This window comes from Teichococcus rhizosphaerae (assembly GCF_002631185.1).
In the GTDB taxonomy this organism is placed as follows: Bacteria; Pseudomonadota; Alphaproteobacteria; order Acetobacterales; family Acetobacteraceae; genus Pseudoroseomonas; species Pseudoroseomonas rhizosphaerae.
In genome coordinates this window covers 108,657-127,634 of sequence record NZ_PDNU01000017.1, presented here as the reverse complement: position 1 = coordinate 127,634, position 18,978 = coordinate 108,657, and the positions used below count along the sequence as shown (strand labels likewise).

Annotated in this window: 19 protein-coding genes; 6 read left to right on the top strand and 13 right to left on the bottom strand. The window is 73.4% G+C overall.

The genetic code is table 11. The features are described 5' to 3' along the window. Nucleotides 1-696 (top strand): tripartite tricarboxylate transporter permease (locus tag CR162_RS11165; RefSeq protein WP_176559815.1); only part of this gene is annotated, 696 nt, incomplete at its 5' end. Continuing rightward, on the top strand, nt 693-1,331 hold the full coding sequence (locus CR162_RS11160) for a cysteine peptidase family C39 domain-containing protein (protein WP_245870276.1): 639 nt from the start codon (nt 693-695) through the stop codon (nt 1,329-1,331). The genes CR162_RS11165 and CR162_RS11160, both read left to right, overlap by 4 nt. Nucleotides 1,332-1,343: 12 nt before the next feature. On the opposite strand, the gene CR162_RS11155 is transcribed toward CR162_RS11160, so the two are convergent. The 4 genes from CR162_RS11155 to CR162_RS11140 all read right to left on the bottom strand — a co-directional run bounded on the left by CR162_RS11155 (nt 1,344) and on the right by CR162_RS11140 (nt 6,330). Next, nucleotides 1,344-2,414, bottom strand: a complete 1,071-nt coding sequence (locus CR162_RS11155) for a class I SAM-dependent methyltransferase (RefSeq protein WP_218014880.1) — start codon at nt 2,412-2,414, stop codon at nt 1,344-1,346. 137 nt (nt 2,415-2,551) lie between these two features. Continuing rightward, complete coding sequence (locus CR162_RS11150; RefSeq protein WP_245870275.1) at nt 2,552-3,730, bottom strand: PQQ-dependent sugar dehydrogenase; 1,179 nt, start codon at nt 3,728-3,730, stop codon at nt 2,552-2,554. Nucleotides 3,731-3,734: 4 nt separating this feature from the next. Continuing rightward, complete coding sequence (gene trxA / locus CR162_RS11145; protein ID WP_099095627.1) at nt 3,735-4,067, bottom strand: thioredoxin TrxA; 333 nt, start codon at nt 4,065-4,067, stop codon at nt 3,735-3,737. 130 nt (nt 4,068-4,197) lie between these two features. Beyond that, nucleotides 4,198-6,330, bottom strand: coding sequence for a YjbH domain-containing protein (locus CR162_RS11140; protein ID WP_099095626.1), 2,133 nt, complete (start codon nt 6,328-6,330; stop codon nt 4,198-4,200). 129 nt (nt 6,331-6,459) lie between these two features. Between CR162_RS11140 and CR162_RS11135 the strand changes: the two genes are divergently transcribed. Beyond that, on the top strand, nt 6,460-7,116 hold the full coding sequence (locus tag CR162_RS11135) for a DUF1028 domain-containing protein (protein ID WP_099095625.1): 657 nt from the start codon (nt 6,460-6,462) through the stop codon (nt 7,114-7,116). A gap of 174 nt (nt 7,117-7,290) precedes the next feature. Further along, entirely contained in the window at nt 7,291-8,466 is a 1,176-nt protein-coding gene (locus CR162_RS11130; RefSeq protein WP_099095624.1) for a M20 aminoacylase family protein, read from the top strand. A gap of 33 nt (nt 8,467-8,499) precedes the next feature. Here the strand turns inward: CR162_RS11130 and CR162_RS11125 are convergent, their stop codons facing one another. The 3 genes from CR162_RS11125 to CR162_RS11115 form a co-directional block, all read right to left on the bottom strand. After that, on the bottom strand, nt 8,500-9,264 hold the full coding sequence (locus CR162_RS11125; protein ID WP_099095623.1) for a 2OG-Fe dioxygenase family protein: 765 nt from the start codon (nt 9,262-9,264) through the stop codon (nt 8,500-8,502). A 4-nt stretch (nt 9,265-9,268) separates the two neighbouring features. Next, entirely contained in the window at nt 9,269-10,615 is a 1,347-nt protein-coding gene (locus tag CR162_RS11120) for a c-type cytochrome (RefSeq protein ID WP_099095622.1), read from the bottom strand. A gap of 103 nt (nt 10,616-10,718) precedes the next feature. Continuing rightward, nucleotides 10,719-11,624: an AraC family transcriptional regulator gene (locus CR162_RS11115; RefSeq protein WP_099095621.1), complete on the bottom strand. Its 906-nt coding sequence runs from the start codon at nt 11,622-11,624 to the stop codon at nt 10,719-10,721. A gap of 71 nt (nt 11,625-11,695) precedes the next feature. Here CR162_RS11115 and CR162_RS11110 point away from each other — a divergent pair, with 71 nt between their 5' ends. Then, on the top strand, nt 11,696-12,922 hold the full coding sequence (locus CR162_RS11110) for an MFS transporter (RefSeq protein ID WP_099095620.1): 1,227 nt from the start codon (nt 11,696-11,698) through the stop codon (nt 12,920-12,922). Between the two features lie 53 nt (nt 12,923-12,975). Here the strand turns inward: CR162_RS11110 and CR162_RS11105 are convergent, their stop codons facing one another. Continuing rightward, the gene (locus tag CR162_RS11105; RefSeq protein ID WP_099095619.1) at nt 12,976-13,638 is read right to left on the bottom strand and encodes a dienelactone hydrolase family protein; all 663 of its coding nucleotides are present in this window, start codon (nt 13,636-13,638) and stop codon (nt 12,976-12,978) included. 42 nt (nt 13,639-13,680) lie between these two features. On the opposite strand from CR162_RS11105, the gene CR162_RS11100 reads away from it, so the two are divergent. Next, nucleotides 13,681-13,950 (top strand): DUF4169 family protein, encoded by a 270-nt coding sequence (locus CR162_RS11100; protein WP_099095618.1) that lies wholly within the window; start codon nt 13,681-13,683, stop codon nt 13,948-13,950. 10 nt (nt 13,951-13,960) lie between these two features. Here CR162_RS11100 and CR162_RS11095 read toward each other — a convergent pair whose 3' ends face one another. The 5 genes from CR162_RS11095 to CR162_RS11075 form a co-directional block, all read right to left on the bottom strand. Continuing rightward, entirely contained in the window at nt 13,961-15,820 is a 1,860-nt protein-coding gene (locus CR162_RS11095; RefSeq protein ID WP_099095617.1) for an ATP-binding protein, read from the bottom strand. Between the two features lie 123 nt (nt 15,821-15,943). Beyond that, the gene (gene ychF / locus CR162_RS11090) at nt 15,944-17,038 is read right to left on the bottom strand and encodes a redox-regulated ATPase YchF (RefSeq protein ID WP_099095616.1); all 1,095 of its coding nucleotides are present in this window, start codon (nt 17,036-17,038) and stop codon (nt 15,944-15,946) included. A gap of 198 nt (nt 17,039-17,236) precedes the next feature. Continuing rightward, nucleotides 17,237-17,644 (bottom strand): hypothetical protein, encoded by a 408-nt coding sequence (locus CR162_RS11085; protein ID WP_099095615.1) that lies wholly within the window; start codon nt 17,642-17,644, stop codon nt 17,237-17,239. A 2-nt stretch (nt 17,645-17,646) separates the two neighbouring features. Further along, complete coding sequence (pth, locus tag CR162_RS11080) at nt 17,647-18,219, bottom strand: aminoacyl-tRNA hydrolase (RefSeq protein WP_099095614.1); 573 nt, start codon at nt 18,217-18,219, stop codon at nt 17,647-17,649. 15 nt (nt 18,220-18,234) lie between these two features. After that, entirely contained in the window at nt 18,235-18,885 is a 651-nt protein-coding gene (locus CR162_RS11075; RefSeq protein WP_099095613.1) for a 50S ribosomal protein L25/general stress protein Ctc, read from the bottom strand. Nucleotides 18,886-18,978: the final 93 nt, after the last annotated feature.

The window sequence follows — 18,978 nt, the reverse complement described above, 5'->3', positions numbered from 1 at the left end:
GTGATGCCGGCGGGCGGCACCGAGATGCCCACCATGCTCAGCTACTACGCCGAGCGGAAGCTCTCGAAGCACCCGGAGGAGTTCGGCACCACCGGCGCCATCGAGGGCGTGGCGGGGCCGGAGGCCGCCAACAACGCCGCCGCCGCCGGCATCCTGGTGCCGATGCTGACGCTGGGCCTGCCCACCTCGGCCACGGCGGCGATCATGCTCTCCGCCTTCCAGAGCTACGGCATCCAGCCGGGGCCGCTGCTGTTCACCGGCCAGGCCGAGCTGGTCTGGACGCTGATCGCCTCGCTCTACATCGCCAACATCATGCTGGTGGTGCTGAACCTGCCGCTGGTGGGGCTCTGGGCGCGCATCCTCAAGATCCCGCAGCCGCAGCTCTATGCCGGCATCCTGGTCTTCGCCACCATCGGCACCTACGGCATCAGCAACTCCGTGGTGGACCTGATGCTGCTCTACGGCATCGGCATCGTCGCCATGTTCATGCGGCGCTTCGACTTCCCCACCGCGCCGGTGGTGATCGGCATGATCCTCGGGCCCATGGCGGAGCAGGCGATGCGCCAGGCGCTGACCATCAGCCAGGGCGAATGGACCACCTTCGTCACCCGCCCCGTCTCGCTCTGCATCCTGCTGCTGGCCCTGCTCGGGCTGGTCGGGCCGCGGCTCTGGGCGCGCGCGGCGCGCCGCGGGTGAGCGCCGCCGCGCGCGCCTCGCCCGGCGCGGGCCGCGTTCCCTATTTCAGCCAGTGGGAATCGCCCGGCATGACGCCCGCCGTGCTGGCCGAGGGCGCCGAGGCCGCGTTGCTGCGCGACCCCGCCTGGCGTGGCTCGGGCGCCGCGACGGTGGAGGAATATGCCCGCTGGGCCGGCCATCTCTGCGGCATGGCCTGCCTGAAGATGGTGCTGGCCGCCCGCACGGGGCGGGCGCACCCGATGCTGGAGCTGGCGCGCGGCTGCGCCGCCGAGGGCGGCTATGTGGAGGAGGCGGACGGCGCCATCCGCGGCCTGATCTACGCGCCCTTCATCCGCTACGCGGCGGCGCGCTTCGGGCTGCGGGCCGCCACCCATCTCGGCCTGGCACCCGCCGATCTCGTGCCGCTGCTGGCGGGGGGCGGCTTCTTCATGGCCTCGGTGCACAAGGACATACGCTGGCCGGAGCGCGTGCCGCCGCACACCGGCGGCCACCTCGTGCTGGTCACCGCCGCCACGCCGGAGGCCATCACCTTCCACAACCCCTCGGGCCATGAGCCGGCGGCGCGGGAGGATGTGTCCCTGCCGCCGGCGGTGTTCGGCCGCTTCTTCGCGGGGCGCGGCATCGCCATCGCCTGAGGGGCGGCGCGCCTACCGCTTGCGGAGCCAGAGGCTGCCGCCGGGATTGCGCTCGAACAGGGGGAAGTCGGCGCGCATGACGTCCATGTGCCGCTGCCCGAGGAAATCGTTGAACAGGACGATCTCGTATTCCGCGTTGTTCACCAGGAAGGCGCGCAGGACATAGATCTCGTTCCAGGACCTGTTGGTCTCGAAGAACCAGGCTTCCGGATACTCGAACGGATAGAAGATGTCGTGGAAGTGGATGTGGACGCCGGAGGCCAGGCGCGGAAGGATCGTGAAGAGCTCGAAATTGACGTCGCTGCCGCACTTCGACACATGCGTCGAATCGATGAACAGGACGTCGCCCGCCCGCAGCCCGTCGATCAGGGAAAGGTCGAGATCCTGCACCGGCGTGGGGACGATGGCGTAGCGCTCCCGGTCGGCCGGCGTCATCAGGCTGCGCAGGAGATCGGGGTAGGGCTCGACGAAGGAGATGTCCATCGACCGGTCTAGGAACAGGTCGTTGACGTCCATGATGACGCAGGAGGAGTGGCCCGAGCCGATCTCGACAAACCTTTCCGGCCGCAGCTCCATCAGCAGGCAGGCCAGGATGATCGCGTCGCCATAGCTGAAATTGGGGTTCTCGTAGCCATAGCGGAGGCCGCCGGACCGGTCGGGGCGGAAGGGCAGCTTCTGGTAGTGGGGCTTCAGCCGCCGCAGCAGGGCGAGCTGCTCCGCCTCGCGCAGGTCGATGCCATGCGGCGCGGCGCTGCGGTCGAAGACCCTGCTCCGGCGCCGCTCCAGCTCGTCGGTGTCCACGATCGGCGAATAGAAGTGGCCCGGCGGCACCCAGGTGGCGGGCGGCTCGGGCCTTGTCCCGGCCTCGGCCGCAATCCTCGCCGCCTGCACCTCCAGGCCGGAGGATACCTGCCCGACCTGCCGCCGGACATCGGCCAGGGCCTGGGCGGAGCTGGAAAGGGCGCGCGCCATCCCCTCGACATGGCGGTGGGTCTCGTGGATCTCGGCCCGCATGCGTTTCAAGCGGCTCATGATGTTGAACAGGACGGCCTCCCCTTCTTGCCGGATTCGTGCGGCCGTCATGGGATCGGGCCTGCTGGCCGGAATTGTTCAGGAGCTGTAATTGTTGGGGTAATCACGTCCACGCGGGCTTGGCCCTTTTGCGGCGCGGAAGGGGGTGCCGCGCGCCCTGAGCCTGGGCAGCCAGGAGCCGGAAGGCCTCAGGGCGCGGCGGGCTCCAGGCGCAGCACGCGGCCGCGCGATTCGTCGGTCAGCAGGTAGAGAAGGCCATCCGGGCCCTGCGCCACATGGCGCAGGCGCCGCTCGCCCCAGAGCAGCCGCTCCTCGCCGGTCACGCGGTCGCCCTCCACCGTCAGGCGCAGCAGGCCCTGGCTGCTCAGCGTCGCCAGAAACAGGTTGCCGCGCCAGCCGGGAAAGGCATCGCCCGTGTAGAAGGCGGCGCCCGACGGGCTGATCGAGGGCGTCCAGTGGCGCAGCGGGTCCTGCAGGCCGGGGCCGGACGCCGCCTCATGGATCTGCGCGCCGCTATAGGCCCGGCCATGGCCCACCAAGGGCCAGCCATAGTTGGCGCCGGCGCGGACGAGGTTGATCTCGTCGCCGCCGCGCGGGCCCATCTCCACCTCCCACAGCGTGCCGGTGGCGGGGTTCAGCGCCAGGCCCTGCGGGCTGCGGATGCCGGAGGCGTAGATCTCGGGGCGCACCCCCGCGCGGCCGAGAAAGGGATTGCCGGCGGCGGGGCTGCCATCGCGCTCGAGGCGCAGCAGCTTGCCGGCCAGGTCGCCCATCTCCTGGGCGCGGCCGCTGTCGCGCTGGCGGTCGCCGGTGGTCATGTGGAGCTTGCCGTCGCGGCCGAAGGCGATGCGGCAGCCATAATGGCCGTTGCCGTCCTGGGCGGGGGTGGCATCCAGCAGCGGCCGCACCGCCTCCAGCGCGGCCGCGTCGGCGGACAGGCGGGCGCGGACGAGCCGCGTCAGGTTGCCGCCCGAAACGCGGGCGGCCTGGCAGAGATAGACCTCGCGGGTGTCGGCGAAGTCGGGCGCGAGCTGGATGTCCAGCAGCCCGCCCTGGCCCGCCGCCGCCACGGGCGGCACGCCGGAAAGCGGCGCGGAAACCCGGCCGTCGCGGCCGACCAGCCGCAGCCGGCCGGGGCGCTCCGTCACCAGCATCCGGCCATCGGGCAGGAAGGCGGCGCCCCAGGGGTGCTCCAGCCCCTCCGCGAAGGGAACGACGCGGAAGGCGGCGGCCTCGCTGCGCACCACCCCGCCGCCAGCCTCGGCGGCCGGGCCGCGCGCCGGCTGCGCGCAGGCCGGCGCCCCCGCCATGGCGGCGAGGGCGAGGGCGAGCGCCCCGCGCCGGCCGAGCCTGCCCTGCCCCGGCAAGCGGCTACTTGCCCAGCGCGGTGGCGATCCAGTCCTTGAGCTGGCTCTTCGGCAGGGCACCCACCTTGGTGTCCACCGGCTTGCCATCCTTGAACAGGATCATGGTGGGGATGCCGCGCACCGCGTACTCGTTCGGCGTCATCGGGTTCTCGTCGATGTTCACCTTGGCGACGGTGAGCTGGCCGGCATAGTCCTTGGCGACCTCGTCCAGGATCGGCGCGACCATGCGGCAGGGGCCGCACCACTCGGCCCAGAAATCCACCAGCACCGGGCCGGGGGCCTGCAGGACATCCTGCTTGAAGCTGTCGTCGCTGACGGCCTTGGTGAGTTCGCTCATCGTGCTCTCTTCCTCATGCGGCCCGTCGCGCGGGAACAGGGAGACGCCCCGCCGGGCTCGCGGCTTGGCGTGGAAAGTCGTGTCGGGAGCGCGCCGGGTCAAGCGTTCCCCGCCATGCCGTGATGCGGAGCTACCGCGCGAAGCCCGCCGCCCCCCGCCGCAGCCCTTCCGCGCGCCCCTCGCGCGCGATCTCCCAGAGCGGGCTGTCCACCGCCAGGCGCTGCCCACCATCGCGCTGCACGGGGCGGATCAGCAGCCCGCCGCGCTCCGCGCTGTCCCGTCCGAACAGCGACAGCGGCACCCGCACATAGATGCCCTTGTCGAAGGAGCCCTCGCCGAAGCGGGCGGCGGAGACATTGGTGAGGGTGGCGAAGCCGCCCACCTCGATGCCGGAGGCGAAGCGCCGGCCCAGCTCCAGCGTGGCGCCCCAGTCGCCGGCCAGGTAGCGGCCGGCGCGGGCCACGCCGTAGAGGTTCCACACCGGCAGGTCGGCGTAGAGCGAGAGATGGCCGGTGGCCACCGAATAGCCGCGGAAGCCGAGCTTCTGGTCGAAGCCGCGCTGCGCCACCCAGTTCAGGTCGAGACCGAGGGCGAAGGGCCGGTCATGCGGGCGCCACAGCACCTCGGAGGAGACGCCGCCGAACATCGGCTCCAGATAGCCGGCGCTGGCGCGGGCCAGCCAGTCCGGCGCCAGGTTCCAGACGCGCTCGGCATAGAGGGTCGCCAGCGCCGTGCGGCCTTCCCGCGCATAGGCCGCCTCGTCGCTGCGCACGCGCGGCAGCAGGCTGTCGGAGGGCAGGCCGCCCGACAGGTTGCCCAGCAGCGCCTGCCGCACCGAGCCGGCCACCGCCCAGCCGCCCCCCAGCACCTCCGGCCCGAGCCCGATCCGCCCGCCCGCCGCCAGCCCGCCCTGCCAGCGCAGCGTGCGCGAGGGATCGCCGAGCGAGAAGGCGAGGGTGGGGGCCACGCCCCAGGACCAGTCCACCCCGCCGGGGTGGGCGGCGCCGGGGGCCAGCTCTCCGGTGGCGGGCAGCAGGGTGGCGCCGAGCCAGGCCTCCTCAGGGCTGGCGCGGTTCCAGGCGGCGGCTTCCAGCGCGGCGCGGGGGATCTCCATGACGCCCGTTTCGGCGCCCTGCTGCCACCAGCGCAGCCGCAGCATCTCCACCTCCGGCGGCAGCGCCGTCTGGGTGGCGCGCAGCACCCGCCCCGCCACCTGCGGGAACTCCCGGAACCGGCCGCCGCCCAGCGCGATCTCGGCCACCATGCCCGCGCGGTGATAGGCCACGGGCTGGAAGCCCGCCGCCTCCAGCGCCGCGAACACCGCCTCCGCCTCGGCCCCCGGAAGGGCGGCGGCACGCGCCGGGCGGCGCGGCATGGGCAGCGGCGGGGGCGATGGCCGGGCGGGCGGATCGTCCGGGTCCAGCCGCAGCGAAAGGCGGAGCAGCAGGTCCGTGCCATGCACCCAGTGGATGCCGGCATCGAGCCACTCGTTCGACCATTGCAGGCCGAGATTGACGCGCGACGCCGCCTCGCCGCGCAGCCCGGCGCGGCGGGCGGGGTAGCCGCCGCGCTCGTCGCGCAGCGCGTCGCCGCTCCATTCCAGCTTGGCGCGCAGCCCCTCCACCGGCCCCCAGGGCGTATCCAGCGCGGGGGCGGACCATTCCACGCCGGCGAAGGGCGCCACCTCCCCGCCGCGGAACCAGTTGCGCCGCAGCGTGCCGCCGCGCCCCACATCGCGCGGGCGGTCGCGGAAGCGGTCGTCGGCCAGGGCCAGCGGGCTGGTCCATTCGCCGCCCGAGCCGACGCGCCCCCAGCCCAGCCCGGCCGACAGGTCGAAGCCATGCCAGCGCTTGGAGGCGACGATGTACTCCCCCGCATAAAGGCCGGTGCCGATGATGTCCTGGAAGCCCACGGCCAGGGCGGGGGTGGTGTCGCTCTCCTCCAGCAGGCGCAGCTTGAGGTCGAAGGCGCGGTCGGTGGTCATGCCGCGCCCCGTGGTGCCATCCAGCCGCTCGGTGAGGCGGAAGGTGGTTTCCAGGAAGGGCAGGGCCTGGAAGTTGACGAACCAGAAGCGCCGCTGGTGGCGCAGCGCCGTGCCCGCCTCCAGCGTGCCGTCCTCGCGGAAGCGGGCGTTGCGCGTCTCGATCAGCCCGGCGCCGCCATGATTGCCGCCCGTGGCCGGGATCTCCTCGGCCCGCGCGGCGCCCGCCACGGAAAGGCAGAGCAGCGACAGCAGCAGCAGCCCCGCCCGGCGGAGGGCCATGCGTGAACCACCTTTTCAGAGACATCACGAAATCGTGAGTTTATAGCCGGCCCCGCCCTGCCGCGCCACGGCAAAGCGCACGCCCCGCCGGATGGACAAGCGCCGGCTTCGCCCGTTGAATGCGCGGCCATGACCTTCTCCCTGATCGGCCGGTGCGCGCGCACCGGCCAGTTCGGCGCCGTGGCAACCACCTCGGGCCTGTGCATCGGCGCCCGCGTCCCCTTCCTGGCCGCCGGCATCGGCGGCGTGCTGACGCAGCACCGCACCGATCCCCGCCTCGGGCCGCGCGGGGTGGCGCTGCTGCGCTCCGGCTGCACCGCGCAGGAAACGGTGGCGGCGCTGGAGGCCAGCACGCCGGACCATGGCTGGCGCCAGTTCGCCGCCATCGACCGCGCCGGCCGCACCGCGCATTTCCACGGCGCCCGGGTGAAGCCCGCGCACAACCACGCGCATGGCGCCGATTGCGTGGCCATCGGCAACATCCTGGCCAGCGACCGGGTGCCGCAGGCCATGGTGGACGCCTTCCTGGCGCATCCCGAGGCGCCGCTCGGCGACCGGCTGATCGACGCGCTGAAGGCCGGCGAGGCGGCGGGCGGCGAGGGCCGCCCCCTGGTCAGCGCCGTGCTGCTGATGGTGGCGGAGGAAAGCTTCCCCTATGCCGACCTGCGCATCGACCGCGATCCGGAGCCGATCGCCGCGCTGGAGGCGCTGTGGCGGGACTACGCGCCGAACATCGACGAATACGTGCTGCGCGCCGTGGACCCGGACCGCGCGCGGGGTGGCTGAGAAGAGACGTTCTTTTTTGGAAAAAAGAACCAAAAAACTTCTGTCAGTTTGGCGAGTGCTGGTTGAAGGCGGGACGCCAGAGTTGAAAAGTCTTTTTGCTTCTTTTTCTTCAGAAAAAGAAGATTGCTTAAACTGAACTTCAAGAACACCAGATCCCATCAAGGATACCGCCCGATGCCCATCCCCAACCGCATCGCCGACTTCCTGCCCGAGATGACCGAATGGCGCCGGGACTTCCACACCCATCCCGAACTCGGTTTCGAGGAGCGGCGCACCAGCGACATCGTGGCGGAGAAGCTGGCGGGCTGGGGCATCGAGGTGCACCGGGGCCTGGGCAGGACCGGCCTGGTCGGCGTGCTGAAGGGGCAGGGCGAGGGCGGCACCATAGGCCTGCGGGCCGACATGGACGCGCTGCCGATGCCCGAGGCCAACAGCTTCGAATACCGCAGCCAGAACCCGGGCGCGATGCATGCCTGCGGCCATGACGGCCACACCGCCATGCTGCTCGGCGCCGCCAAGTACCTGGCCGAGACGCGGAACTTCTCCGGCACCGTCCACTTCATCTTCCAGCCCGCCGAGGAAGGGCTGGCGGGTGCGAAGGCGATGATCGAGGACGGGCTGTTCGACCGCTTCCCCTGCGACGCCGTCTACGGCATCCACAACGACCCGCACATGCCGCTCGGCACCTTCCGCGCGCTGCCCGGCGTCATCCTGGCGGCGTCGGACACGGTGGAGATCGTCATCCGCGGCAAGGGCGGGCATGGCGCGCTGCCGCACCTCTCGGTCGATCCGCTGCTGGTCGGCGTGCATGTGGTGAGCGGGCTGCAATCCATCGTCAGCCGCCGGACGGACCCCCTGGGCAGCGCGGTGGTCTCGATCACCCAGTTCCACGCCGGCAGCGCCGACAACGTCATCCCCGACGAGGCGGTGCTGCGCGGCACGGTGCGCACCCTGCTGCCGGAGGTGCGGGACGCGGTGGAGCAGGCGATCTCCGACATCGCCACCGCGACCGCCCGCGCGCATGGCGCCGAGGCCGTGGTGCGCTACCACCGCCGCTACCCGCCCACGATCAACCACGCCGCCGAAGCCGCCCGCGCGGCGGACGCGGCGGCCGAGGTCTCGGGCGAGGCCAAGGTGGTGCGCGAGGGGCTGCCCATCATGGGCGGCGAGGACTTCTCCTTCATGCTGGAGAAGCGGCCGGGCGCTTTCCTGTTCGTCGGCCAGGCGGAGGCGGACGGCAAGGGCAGCAACCCCGTCCACCACCCGACCTACGACTTCAACGACAACCTGCTGCCGATCGGCGCCGGGTTCTTCGCGCGCGTGGTCGAGCGGGAGCTGGCGCGGAAGTGAGGAGCGGAGCCGGGGGAGGAGCCTCCCCCGGCGCTACCCTGCGGAGGCGGCGCGGAAGGTCAGCACCAGCACGTCGCGGTGGCCCGGCCTGCCAGGGTCGATCGGCGCGATGGGCGTCACGCCGTGCCAGACGCGGCGGTCGTCCAGCAGCACCGTGTCCAGCGGCGCCGACAGGGTGAAGCTGTCCTCGCCCTCGCGGCCATCGACGCGGATGCCGGTGCGGCCGCCCGCCACGTTCTCGCGGCCGATCAGCGCCACCAGCACATAGTCCACGCCGTCGCGGTGCATGCCCTCGGGCGTCGGCCTTCCGGCCTCGCCGGGGCGGGCGAGGATGCGGAACTGGTGCATCTCCACATGCCAGTCCGTGCCGGGCGCCAGGCGGCCGAACACCGCGCGCGCGCCGGCCAGCAGCGCCGCCAGCGCCGGGCTGGCGCCGGCCTCCTCCGTCACGGGCGCGAACAGGCGCTGCACGCCGCCATTGAGCGGGTTGAACTCCAGCCCCTGGTAGTGCGGCTGGTGCGGCCGGCGGATCGCCGCCCCATCCGCGTTGAGGCGGAACACGGCATGGCGGCGCAGGCGGTAGCGGCCGCCATCGGCCATGTGGGCGTCCGGCTCCAGCGCGTCCCAGCCGCGCGCGAAGGCGTCCCAGGCAGGGCCGGAAAGCGCCGTGCCGGCGGGGTCGAACAGCGCGCGCGCCGCCGGGCCGGGCAGCGCGGCATAGCCGGCGGCGCCGATGGCGGCCTCCGGCCCCTCCTGGATCGTCGCGCCCTGGATCGCCGCGCCGGTCGTCTCCTGCATGGGCTCAGTCCCTCGTCGCCTGTTCCAGGAAGCGCAGCAGCGCCGCCATGTCCTCGTCATCGCCGATGGTCTGCACCGGCATCCGCGTCCCCGGCGTCACCACGTCGGGGCCGCGGGTAAAGAGATCGGCCACCGTTTCCTTCGTCCAGACGATATCGCCGCGGGACAGACGCTCGGAATAGGCATAGCCCGGCACGCTGCCCATGCGGCGGCCGAACAGCCCGCCCAGATGCGGCCCCGCCTTCATATCCGCCTGCCCGGCCGGAGGCGCGGCCAGGCTGTGGCAGGCGCCGCAGGCGCGGAACACCCGGGCGCCACGCGGCTCCTCCGGCCCCGCCACGCGCCCGGCCGGCGGGGCGGGCCCGGCGCCGAGCGCGGCGCCGCTCCGCATGTCGAAGGCGCGCAGGCGCCGGTCGGCGCCGGCGGTGTAGAGGCGGCCGCCATCGGGCGCGAAGGCCAGGGCCCAGACGGGCAACCCCGCCGAGGGCAGGCTGTGCCGCAGCCGCCCCTCCGGCAACGCCCAGACCAGGACGCCGCCCCCCGGCCCGGCGGCGGCCAGCAGCGCGCCATCCGGCGTGGCGGCCAGGGCGGCGATGGGGAAGGGGCCGGATTGCAGCCGCCGCTCCTGGCCATCGGAACTCGTCAGGCGGATCGCGCCGTCCACGCCCGCGCTGGCCAGGGTGCCGTCCGGCAACCCGATCAGGGCGGTCTGCGGCAGGCCGTGCCCGGCCAGCAGCAGGGGCGGGCCGTCAGCGGGCCAGCCGCGCAGCGTGCCGTCGGCGCCCGCGGTCACGGGCAGCCCGTCGGCGCGGAAGGCGGCGCCCGTCACCTGGCCCTGGTGCCCCTCCAGCACCCGCGCCGCGCCGCCAGCCAGCGGCCACAGCCGCGCCGTGCCGTCCCAACTCGCCGAAAGGAGCTGCCCCTCGCGCACGGCCAGGGCGGCGATGGCGCTGGCATGGCCGTGCAGCACGCGGGAAGGGGTGGCGCCGCCGCCCGCCGGCCACAGGGCGATGCGCCCGTCGGCGCCGCCGCTGGCGAAGCCGCCGCCCGGCAGCGCCGCCAGCGCCTGCACCGCCTGCCCGTGCCAGCGCGTGGCGGAAAGGGGGCGGGACAGGTCCGCCGGCCAGAGCATCACCGCCTGGTCGAAGCCGCCCGAGGCGAGGCGCGCGCCCTCCGCCTCCATGGCCAGCGCCCGCACCGGACCGTCATGCACCGGGCCGTCATGCACCGGGCCATTATGCAGCGGGCCGCCATGCGGCGGGGCCTGCGCGGCTGCGGGAAGGGCGGCCAGGGCGGCGGCCAGGAAGCCCGCCAGGGCGGCCGGAAGGAGCGGAAACGGGCAGGGCGTCATGAGGGAGGAGATTGCGCCATTCCGCGGGCGGTGACAGCCGCAATGCGAGGGGCGGCGCCCTTGCGCAGCCGCGGAGGACCGCAGCCGGCCACCCGCAGGCCACTCACGCGCGGGGCGGGGCGGTGCCGGCCTGTCCTGGTTCCGCCCGTCCGGGTTCCGCTCGTCCGGGTTCCGCCCGTCCGGGTTCCGCCCGTCCGGGTTCCGTTGGTCCCGCCGCCTGCCTTGCCTGCCCGGGCGTGACGCCGAAGGCGGCGCGGTAGGCGGCGCCGAAGGCGGGGGCGCTGGCATAGCCCACCATGGCCGCCGCGCGCGCGGGCGGCACGCCGCGCGCCAGCAGCGCCGCCGCCTCGGCCAGCCGCCAGTGCTGCCGCCAGGCGCCGAAGCTCATCCCCGTCTCGGCGCGGAACAGGCGGGACAGGGTGCGGGCGCTGGCGCCCACCTCGGCCGCCCAGCCCTCCAGCGTCAGGCCGCGCTCCGGATGCGCCCGCAGCGCCTCGGCCAGGCGCAGCAGGCGCGGGTCGCGCGGCTGCGGCACGCCGAGCGGCAGGGCGGGGGCGCGGCGGATCTCGTCCAGGATCAGCGCGGCGAGGTGGCCCGCGCGCCCTTCCGGGTCCCATTCCGGCGGCTCCTCGCAGGCGGCCAGGATCAGCTCCCGCAGCAGGGGGGAGACGGCCAGCACCGTGACGCCGGGCGGGCCGAGCCGCGCCGCGTCCTCGCGCAGGAACAGGGCGCGCATGGCCACCAGCCCCTGCGTCGCCACCGCGTGCGGCAGGCCGGCCGGCACCCACAGCGCCCGCCCCGCCGGCACCACGAAGCCCGCCGCGTCCGTGGTGATGCGCATGACGCCCTGGCTGGCATAGAGCAGCTGCACGCGGCGATGGGCGTGGCGCGGGGTGCGGCCGCCATCGGCGTAGTCGCGCCGGAAGCCGGCGAGCGGGCGGTCCACCGCGTCCTGCGGCAGCTCGCGCGAGGAGATGATGTGGATCGGCGATTGGCGGGATGGCGACATGATCTGGCCGGATGTCGGTTTCCGGTCAGGCTATGCTTCCCCGCAGGAACGGCAAGACCGGAACGCCCGCCATGTCCCTGCACCCCGCCACGCGACAGATCGCCTTCATCAACGCGGCGCACAGCGCCACCCATTTCAGCCTGCTGATCCTGGCCACCGCCGTGCTGGGGCTGGTGCAGCAGGAGCCCGCGCGCTTCGGCACCGACTATGGCCCGATCCTGGCGCTCGGCACCGGCATGTTCGTGCTCTACGGCGTGGGCTCGCTGCCGATGGGTTGGCTCGCCGCGCGCTTCGGGCGGCGCGCCCTGATGCTGGCCTTCTTTCTCGGCACGGGCGGCTGCATGGCGCTGGCCGGCCTCGCGCCCTCGCCGCCGTGGATGGCGGTGGCGCTGGCCGGCATGGGCGCCTTCTCGGCCATCTACCATCCGGTGGGCACCGCCATGCTGGTGGAGGCGGCGGGCGATAAGGTGGGGCGCGCCGTGGGCCTGAACGGCGTGTTCGGCAATCTCGGCGTGGCGACGGCGCCGGTGCTGACGGCCTTCCTGGTGGCCAGCCTCGGCTGGCGCTGGGCCTTCCTGGTGCCGGGGCTGCTCTGCGTGGCGGTGGGCGTGCTCTACTGGCGCGAGCCGGCGGTCGACATGGCCACGGCGCGCGGCGCGCAGAAGCCCTTCCCCGTCATCCCGCCCGCCGTGGTGCGGCGCGCGGTGGCGGTGCTGCTCTCCATCGCGGCGGTGTCGGGGCTGGTGTTCAACGCCTTCACCCTGCTGTTGCCCAAGCTGATGCAGGAGCGGCTGGCCGGCAGCCCGGACCTGCTGCCGGTGATCGGCGCCCTGGCCTTCGCCGTGACCATCTGCGGCGGGCTGACGCAGTTCACCGTGGGCCGGATGATCGACCGGATGACGCTGAAGCGCGTCTTCCTGCCCATGGCGCTGGTGCAGGTGCCGGCGATGCTGGCGCTCTCCTTCGTGGAGGGCTGGCTGGTGCTGCCGCTGGCGGCGGCGCTGGCGGCCTCGATCTTCGGCCAGGTGACGGTGAACGAGACGATGACGGCACGCTACATCGCGCCGCCGCTGCGGGTGAGGCTGTATTCCATCCGCTTCTTCGTGGGCTTCCTCGGCGCCGCCGCCGCCTCGCCGCTGATCGGCCTGCTGCACGAGGCGACGGGGCGGCTCGACATGACGCTGGTGGTGCTGGCCGGCTTTTCCGGCGTGACGCTGCTTTGCGCCCTGTTCTTCCCCGACCGCCGGGAGGAGCTGCGCCCCGAGCTGTGGCAGCCGGCGGCCGCTCCCGCGGAGTGAAACTGGCAGAAAGAAGATGGGGGTCCGGGGGAATTCCTTCCCCCGGCCTTTTTTTACTTCAGATGCCTCTCGAAGAACCCGAGGCTGCGCTGCTCCGCCAGCACCGCGTCCGCCGGGCTGTAGGAGGCGCGCTCCTCGCAGGCGAAGCCGTGCTGGGCGCCGGGATAGGTGAAGACCTCCACCTCCGGCCGGGCGGCGCGGATGGCTTCCACGTCGGACAGCGGGATGCCCTTGTCGGCCTCGCCGAAATGGAGCTGCACGGGGCAGTTCGGCACTTCCTCGCGTGCCGCGGCGATGCCGCCGCCGTAATAGCCGATGGCCGCCTGGAAGGCGCGGCTGCGGGTGGCGCCGTGCCAGGCCACGGTGCCGCCCCAGCAATAGCCGATGATGCCGCGCCTCGCGCCCCGGGGCAGGGCGGCGGCCGCGGCCTCGATGTCGCGCAGCGTGTCGGCCGGGTCGATGGCGCCGCGCAGCTTGAGGCCGCGCTGCACGTCCTCCGGCGCGTAGCCCAGCTCGGCGCCGCGCTCGGCGCGGTCGAACAGCGCGGGGCAGACGACGCGGAAGCCCTGCCGCGCGAAGCCCTCCGCCACATGGCGCATGTGGCGGTTCACGCCGAAGATCTCCTGCACCACGACCAGGGCGCGGGTGGCGTCCTCCGGCCCGGCGCACCAGGCGGAAAGGCGGTGGCCGTCGGCCGCGGCGAGTTCGGTCTGCATGGGCGCGTTCCTCCTGGGAGCGGGGCGGGCTATCCTGGGCGCATGGCAGAGATCGTCAACCTCAACCGGCGCCGGAAGGCCGCCGCCCGCGCCACGGAGGCGAAGCAGGCCGCCGCCAACCGCGTGAAGTTCGGCCGCAACGCCGCCGAGAAGGCGCGGGACGCCGAGGCCGAGGCGCGCCGCCGCGCCCTGCTCGACGGCGCCCGCATGGAAACGCCCGGGAAGGCGGCGGCAGGAGCGCCGGAAGGGATGCCGGAGGAAATGCCGGGCAAGGCTCCCGGCGACACGCCGGAAAAAGGCGGGCCGGGCTGAGCGCCCGCCCTCAGCCCGATGCCGCCAGGCGGGTGCCGCCGGCGGACAGGAGCGGCGCGGGCAGGGCGCGCAGCAGGGTTTCGCGCTGCAACGGCTTGGGCAGGTAGCCATCCATGCCCGCATCCCGGCAGCCGGGCAGCCCCTCGGCCACGTCCGTGCTGGAAAGCGCCAGGATGGTGACGCGGCGGCCGCCCGCCCGGCCGGCCTCCTCGGCGCGGATGCGCCGGGCGGTTTCCAGCCCGTCCATGCCGTGCATCTGCAGGTCGAGCAGAACCAGCTCCACCGGATGCGCCCGCAGATGCGCCAGCGCCTCCTCGCCGCTGCCGGCCTCGGCCACGCTGTGGCCGGCCTGGTGCAGCATGGTCCGCGCCACCATGCGGTTCAGCGGCACGTCGTCCACCACCAGGATGCGCAACGGAGCACCCGGGAGCATGGAGCCCTGGAGCGCGGGGCCTTGAGCTGCGGAGCCCTGGGGCGGGGCGGGGGGCGCCTGCTCCAGCGGCAGCTCGACCCAGAACAGGCTGCCGCGCTCCTGAAGCCCCGGCAGCACGCCGATCCGCCCGCCCATGGCCTGCACCAGCCCGTGGGTGATGGCCAGGCCCAGGCCGTGTCCCTCCACCTCCAGCGCCGACAGGCGGCTGAAGTCGCGGAACAGCAGGGCGCGCTGCCCGGCGGGGATGCCGGGGCCGGTGTCCAGCACCTCGAGCCGCAGGCGGCCATCCTGCGGCCGGGCCGAGAGCCGCACCCAGCCGCCGCGCGGCGTGAACTTCATGGCATTGCCGACGAGGTTCAGCAGCACCTGCCGCAGGCGCCGCGCATCGCCGGCGAAGCTGTCCGGGCAGCCGGGCGCCAGCTCCAGCCGCAGGGCCACGGCCCTGCGCGCCGCCTCGGGGCGCAGCAGCTCCAGCGTGCCCTCCAGCAGCGGGCGCAGCGGCACCGGCTCCCGCGCCAGGGTGAGGCGCCCGGCCTCCACCTGGGCGAGGTCCAGCACGTCGTTCACCAGGGCCAGAAGGTGGCGGCCGCCGCGGGTGATCACCCCCACCTGCTCGCGCGCCGGAATGGAAAGGTCGTGCCGCGCCTCCAGGATCTGCGCCATGCCGAGCACGCCGTTGAGCGGGGTGCGGAGCTCGTGGCTCATCCGGGCCAGGAAGCGGGACTTGGCGGCGTTGGCGGCCTCCGCCGCTTCCTGCGCGGCGGCGGCGGCGGCCAGGGCGCGCTGCTCGCCCCGCGCGCGGAACAGCGCCATCAGCGCGAAGCTGGTGGCCACGCTGTGCAGCATGCTGTGCACCAGCACGAAGCTGAACGCCAGGTTCGCCGGCAGCTCGGGGCCCGCATGCCATTCCTGCCGCGCCAGCGCCAGCGCCACCGGCACGCGCAGCAGCACCAGCACGCCCTGCAGGCCGAAGCTGGCGCCGAGCAGGATGCGGAACAGGCGGTGCTCGGCCCGGCCGCGCCAGAACTCCCAGGCGATGCCGAGGCTCATCGGCCCTGCCAGCAGCGACATGATGATGACCCGCGCCTCGCGCGTCTCGGTCACGCCGGGCAGCTGGCGCAGGGCGAGCCAGCCGAGCACGGGCAGCAGCATGGGCCAGAGCGGAACCCGGCGCAGGTCGAAGCGGCGCACGCCCCGCCAGCAGATGCCGAGGGAGACCAGCGTCAGCGCATTGCCGAGATCGATCGAGACCCAGTTGGGCAGCTGGCCGCGCAGCCCCACCAGCAAGGCGGAAAGGCCGAGGCCCAGCACGGCCAGCCCCCATTCGCCGAGGCCCGGGGCGCGGTGGCGGTCGAGGGAGAGAGCCAGCCACATCAAGCCTATGGTGAGGCTGAGCAGGGTGCCGACGAACAACAGGCTGGGAAAGTGCAGTTCCAAAGTCAGGCGCGGGTCCAGGTTCCGCCGGCAGGGTCAAGGCCGGGACGGCATCACTTTATCGTCGGCGCCGGCCCGGCCAAAGAACGAAATGCGCGGTGGCCCCTCGGCGCCGCGCATCGCAGATCAGACGTTGAAGCGGAACAGCATGATGTCGCCGTCCTTGACGACGTATTCCTTGCCTTCCACCCGCATCTTGCCGGCCTCCTTGGCGCCCTGCTCGCCGCCCAGCGCCACGTAGTCGTCATAGGCGATGGTCTCGGCCGCGATGAAACCGCGCTCGAAGTCGCCATGGATGACGCCGGCCGCCTGCGGCGCCTTCATGCCGCGGGTGATGGTCCAGGCGCGCGCCTCCTTGGGCCCCACGGTGAAGTAGGTCAGCAGGCCGAGCAGCCCGTAGCCGGCGGCGATGACCCGGTCGAGCCCGGAATCCGCGAGGCCCAGCCCCTCCAGGAACTCGCCCCGGTCGGCCGCGTCCATCTGGCTGATCTCGGCCTCGATGGCGGCGGACACCACCACCGCCTTGGCGCCCTCGGCGGCGGCGCGCTCGAACACCCGCGCGCTGTGCGCGTTGCCGGTGGCGGCCGCGCCCTCCTCGACGTTGCACACATAGAGCACCGGCTTGGAGGTGAGGAGCTGGAGGCGCTTCACGGCCTCCTCCTCGCCCTTCGGGATGGAGGCGCGGGCGGGGCGGCCGTCGCGCAGCCCGGCCAGGATGGGGTCGATCAGCGCGAGCTGCGCCGCCGCCTCCTTGTCGCCGCCGCGGGCGCGCTTCTGCAGCCCGGCCTGGCGCTTCTCCAGGCTGTCCATGTCGGCCAGCATCAGCTCGGTCTCGATGGTGTCGGCGTCGCGGATCGGGTCCACGCTGCCCTCGACATGGGTGACGTCGCCATCCTCGAAGCAGCGCAGCACGTGCACGATGGCATCCGTCTCGCGGATGTTGCCGAGGAACTGGTTGCCCAGCCCCTCGCCGCGCGAGGCGCCGCGCACCAGGCCCGCGATGTCCACGAACTCCAGGCTGGTGGGCACGATCTTGGCGCTCTTGCCGATCCTGGCGATGGTGTCGAGACGCGGGTCCGGCACCGCCACGCGGCCGACATTCGGCTCGATGGTGCAGAAGGGATAGTTGGCGGCCTGGGCCGCCGCGGTCTGCGTCAGCGCGTTGAACAGGGTGGATTTGCCGACATTCGGCAGGCCGACGATGCCGCAGTTGAAGCCCATGACAGGTCCTTTTTTCGTGTGCACCCACGCAGGGCGTGGGCGCCCTCAGTCGCCGGCGCCGGCATCCGCCGGCCTGGCTTCGCCGCAGTTGCGGCGGCGCCCGTTCGGGCGCCCGGCCCGCATCGCGGGCCGCAGGTCTCGATCCGGCCCCCGGCGGGTGCGCCAGGGTGCCGTCAGGCGATGCCCCTCCCTGCCGCCTCAGCCCAGCCCGGCGGCGATCTCGCCGGCGATCTGCGCGGCGGCGATGCGGGCGGCGGCGTCGTCGGTCGGCAGCGCCAGGGCGGCCGCGCGGAGCTGCGTCACGGCGCCGCCGAGCGACACGCCGAGCGTCTGGGCGGCGGCGCGGATCAGCCCGGGCCGGGCCTGGCCGGCGGCCTCGGACACGGCCTGGGCCATGGCCAGCGCCAGGGCGGCGCGGGCGGCGGCGGCGTCGATCGCGCCCTGGTGGCCGGCATCGCTCGCCTCCAGCGCGGCGGCGGTGCCGGCCAGGGTGTGAGCCTGGGCCAGCAGCCCGGCCGCCAGGGCGGCGGCGCCGTTCGCCATGTCCTCCGGGCCGGGGCCGCCGAACTCGGCGGCCAGGTCGGCGGCAGCGTCTTCCATCGCCATTCTCAGCTCTCCTGGGTCAGCAGGGCCACGCGGGTCATGAAGGCTTCCGGCTCGCCGCGGGCAAGCAGGGGCGCGGCCTCCGCCACCGCATCCAGCATGGGTTCCAGCCAGGTGTCCACCTTGGCGAAGTTGCCCAGCACATGGCCGGTCACCTTCTCCTTCATCCCCGGATGGCCGATGCCGAGGCGCACCCGCCAGTAATCCGGCGTGCCCAGCTTGCGGTCCATGTCGCGCAGCCCGTTATGCCCGGCCGCGCCGCCGCCCTTCTTCACCCGGATGCGGCCGGGGGCGAGGTCCAGCTCGTCGTGGAAGGCGGTGATGCCGGCGGGCGGTATCTTGTGGAAGGCGCTCGCGGCCTGCACCGAATCGCCCGAAAGGTTCATGTAGGTCTGCGGCTTCAGCAGCAGCAGCCTTTGGCCGGCGATGCCGCCCTCGGCCAGCAGGCCCTTGTAGCGTTGCCGCCACGGCGTGAAGCCGTGGCGGCGCGCGATGGCGTCGAGCGCCATGAAGCCGATGTTGTGGCGGTGCCGCGCCTGACCCGGTTCGGGATTGCCGAGGCCGACCCAGAGCAGCACGCCAGAACCCCTGCCTTACTTCTTGCCCTTGGCGGCCTTGCCCTTGGCGGGCGCGGCCGGGGTCGCGGCGGGGGCCTGGATCACCACCTCTTCCTCGACGGTCGGCGGCGCGATGGTGACCACCACGAAGTCGCGGCCGACGATCACCGGCTTGGTGCCCTTGGCGTCGGCCACGTTGGACCAGCGCAGGCTGTCGCCGATGGTGGCGGAGGCCATGTCGATCTCGAACTGCTCCGGCACCTGGTCGGGGTCGGACAGCACCTCCAGCTCGCGGCGGACGACGTTCAGCACGCCACCCTCCTTGATGCCCGGCGCGCTCTCCTCGTTGAGGAACACCACCGGCACCTTCACGCGGATCATCTGGCCCGGGGCCAGCCGCTGGAAGTCGACGTGCAGGGGGATGTCCTTCACGGGGTGGAACTGCACCTCGCGCATCAGGCAGCGCTCGGTGGGGCCGCCGGCCACCGCCACCTCGTAGAGGTGCGACTGCCAGCCGCCCTTGTGCAGCTCCTTCATCACGTCGCGCGGGTCGAGCGACAGCAGCGTCGCCTCCTGCTTCGCGCCGTAGATGACCGCGGGGACGCGCCCCGTCTTCCGAGTCGCGCGCGCCGCCCCCTTACCGGCCAACTCGCGCGCCTCGGCCTCGATCCGAATGGTCTGGACCATGTGTCCGTGCTCCGCTTGCTCTGTGGCGCCGCGCCGGCCATGCCGGGGCGCCTGCCAATCCCGCCTCCGGGCCCATGCCCGAAAACAGTTGCG

Coding starts and splice junctions, on each gene's coding strand:
- CR162_RS11155 (WP_218014880.1), bottom strand. CDS start 2,414: ATGACGGCCGCACGAATCCGGCAAGAAGGGGAGGCCGTCCTGTTCAAC.
- trxA (WP_099095627.1), bottom strand. CDS start 4,067: ATGAGCGAACTCACCAAGGCCGTCAGCGACGACAGCTTCAAGCAGGAT.
- CR162_RS11140 (WP_099095626.1), bottom strand. CDS start 6,330: ATGGCCCTCCGCCGGGCGGGGCTGCTGCTGCTGTCGCTGCTCTGCCTT.
- CR162_RS11135 (WP_099095625.1), top strand. CDS start 6,460: ATGACCTTCTCCCTGATCGGCCGGTGCGCGCGCACCGGCCAGTTCGGC.
- CR162_RS11130 (WP_099095624.1), top strand. CDS start 7,291: ATGCCCATCCCCAACCGCATCGCCGACTTCCTGCCCGAGATGACCGAA.
- CR162_RS11125 (WP_099095623.1), bottom strand. CDS start 9,264: ATGCAGGAGACGACCGGCGCGGCGATCCAGGGCGCGACGATCCAGGAG.
- CR162_RS11120 (WP_099095622.1), bottom strand. CDS start 10,615: ATGACGCCCTGCCCGTTTCCGCTCCTTCCGGCCGCCCTGGCGGGCTTC.
- CR162_RS11115 (WP_099095621.1), bottom strand. CDS start 11,624: ATGTCGCCATCCCGCCAATCGCCGATCCACATCATCTCCTCGCGCGAG.
- CR162_RS11110 (WP_099095620.1), top strand. CDS start 11,696: ATGTCCCTGCACCCCGCCACGCGACAGATCGCCTTCATCAACGCGGCG.
- CR162_RS11105 (WP_099095619.1), bottom strand. CDS start 13,638: ATGCAGACCGAACTCGCCGCGGCCGACGGCCACCGCCTTTCCGCCTGG.
- CR162_RS11100 (WP_099095618.1), top strand. CDS start 13,681: ATGGCAGAGATCGTCAACCTCAACCGGCGCCGGAAGGCCGCCGCCCGC.
- ychF (WP_099095616.1), bottom strand. CDS start 17,038: ATGGGCTTCAACTGCGGCATCGTCGGCCTGCCGAATGTCGGCAAATCC.
- CR162_RS11085 (WP_099095615.1), bottom strand. CDS start 17,644: ATGGCGATGGAAGACGCTGCCGCCGACCTGGCCGCCGAGTTCGGCGGC.
- CR162_RS11075 (WP_099095613.1), bottom strand. CDS start 18,885: ATGGTCCAGACCATTCGGATCGAGGCCGAGGCGCGCGAGTTGGCCGGT.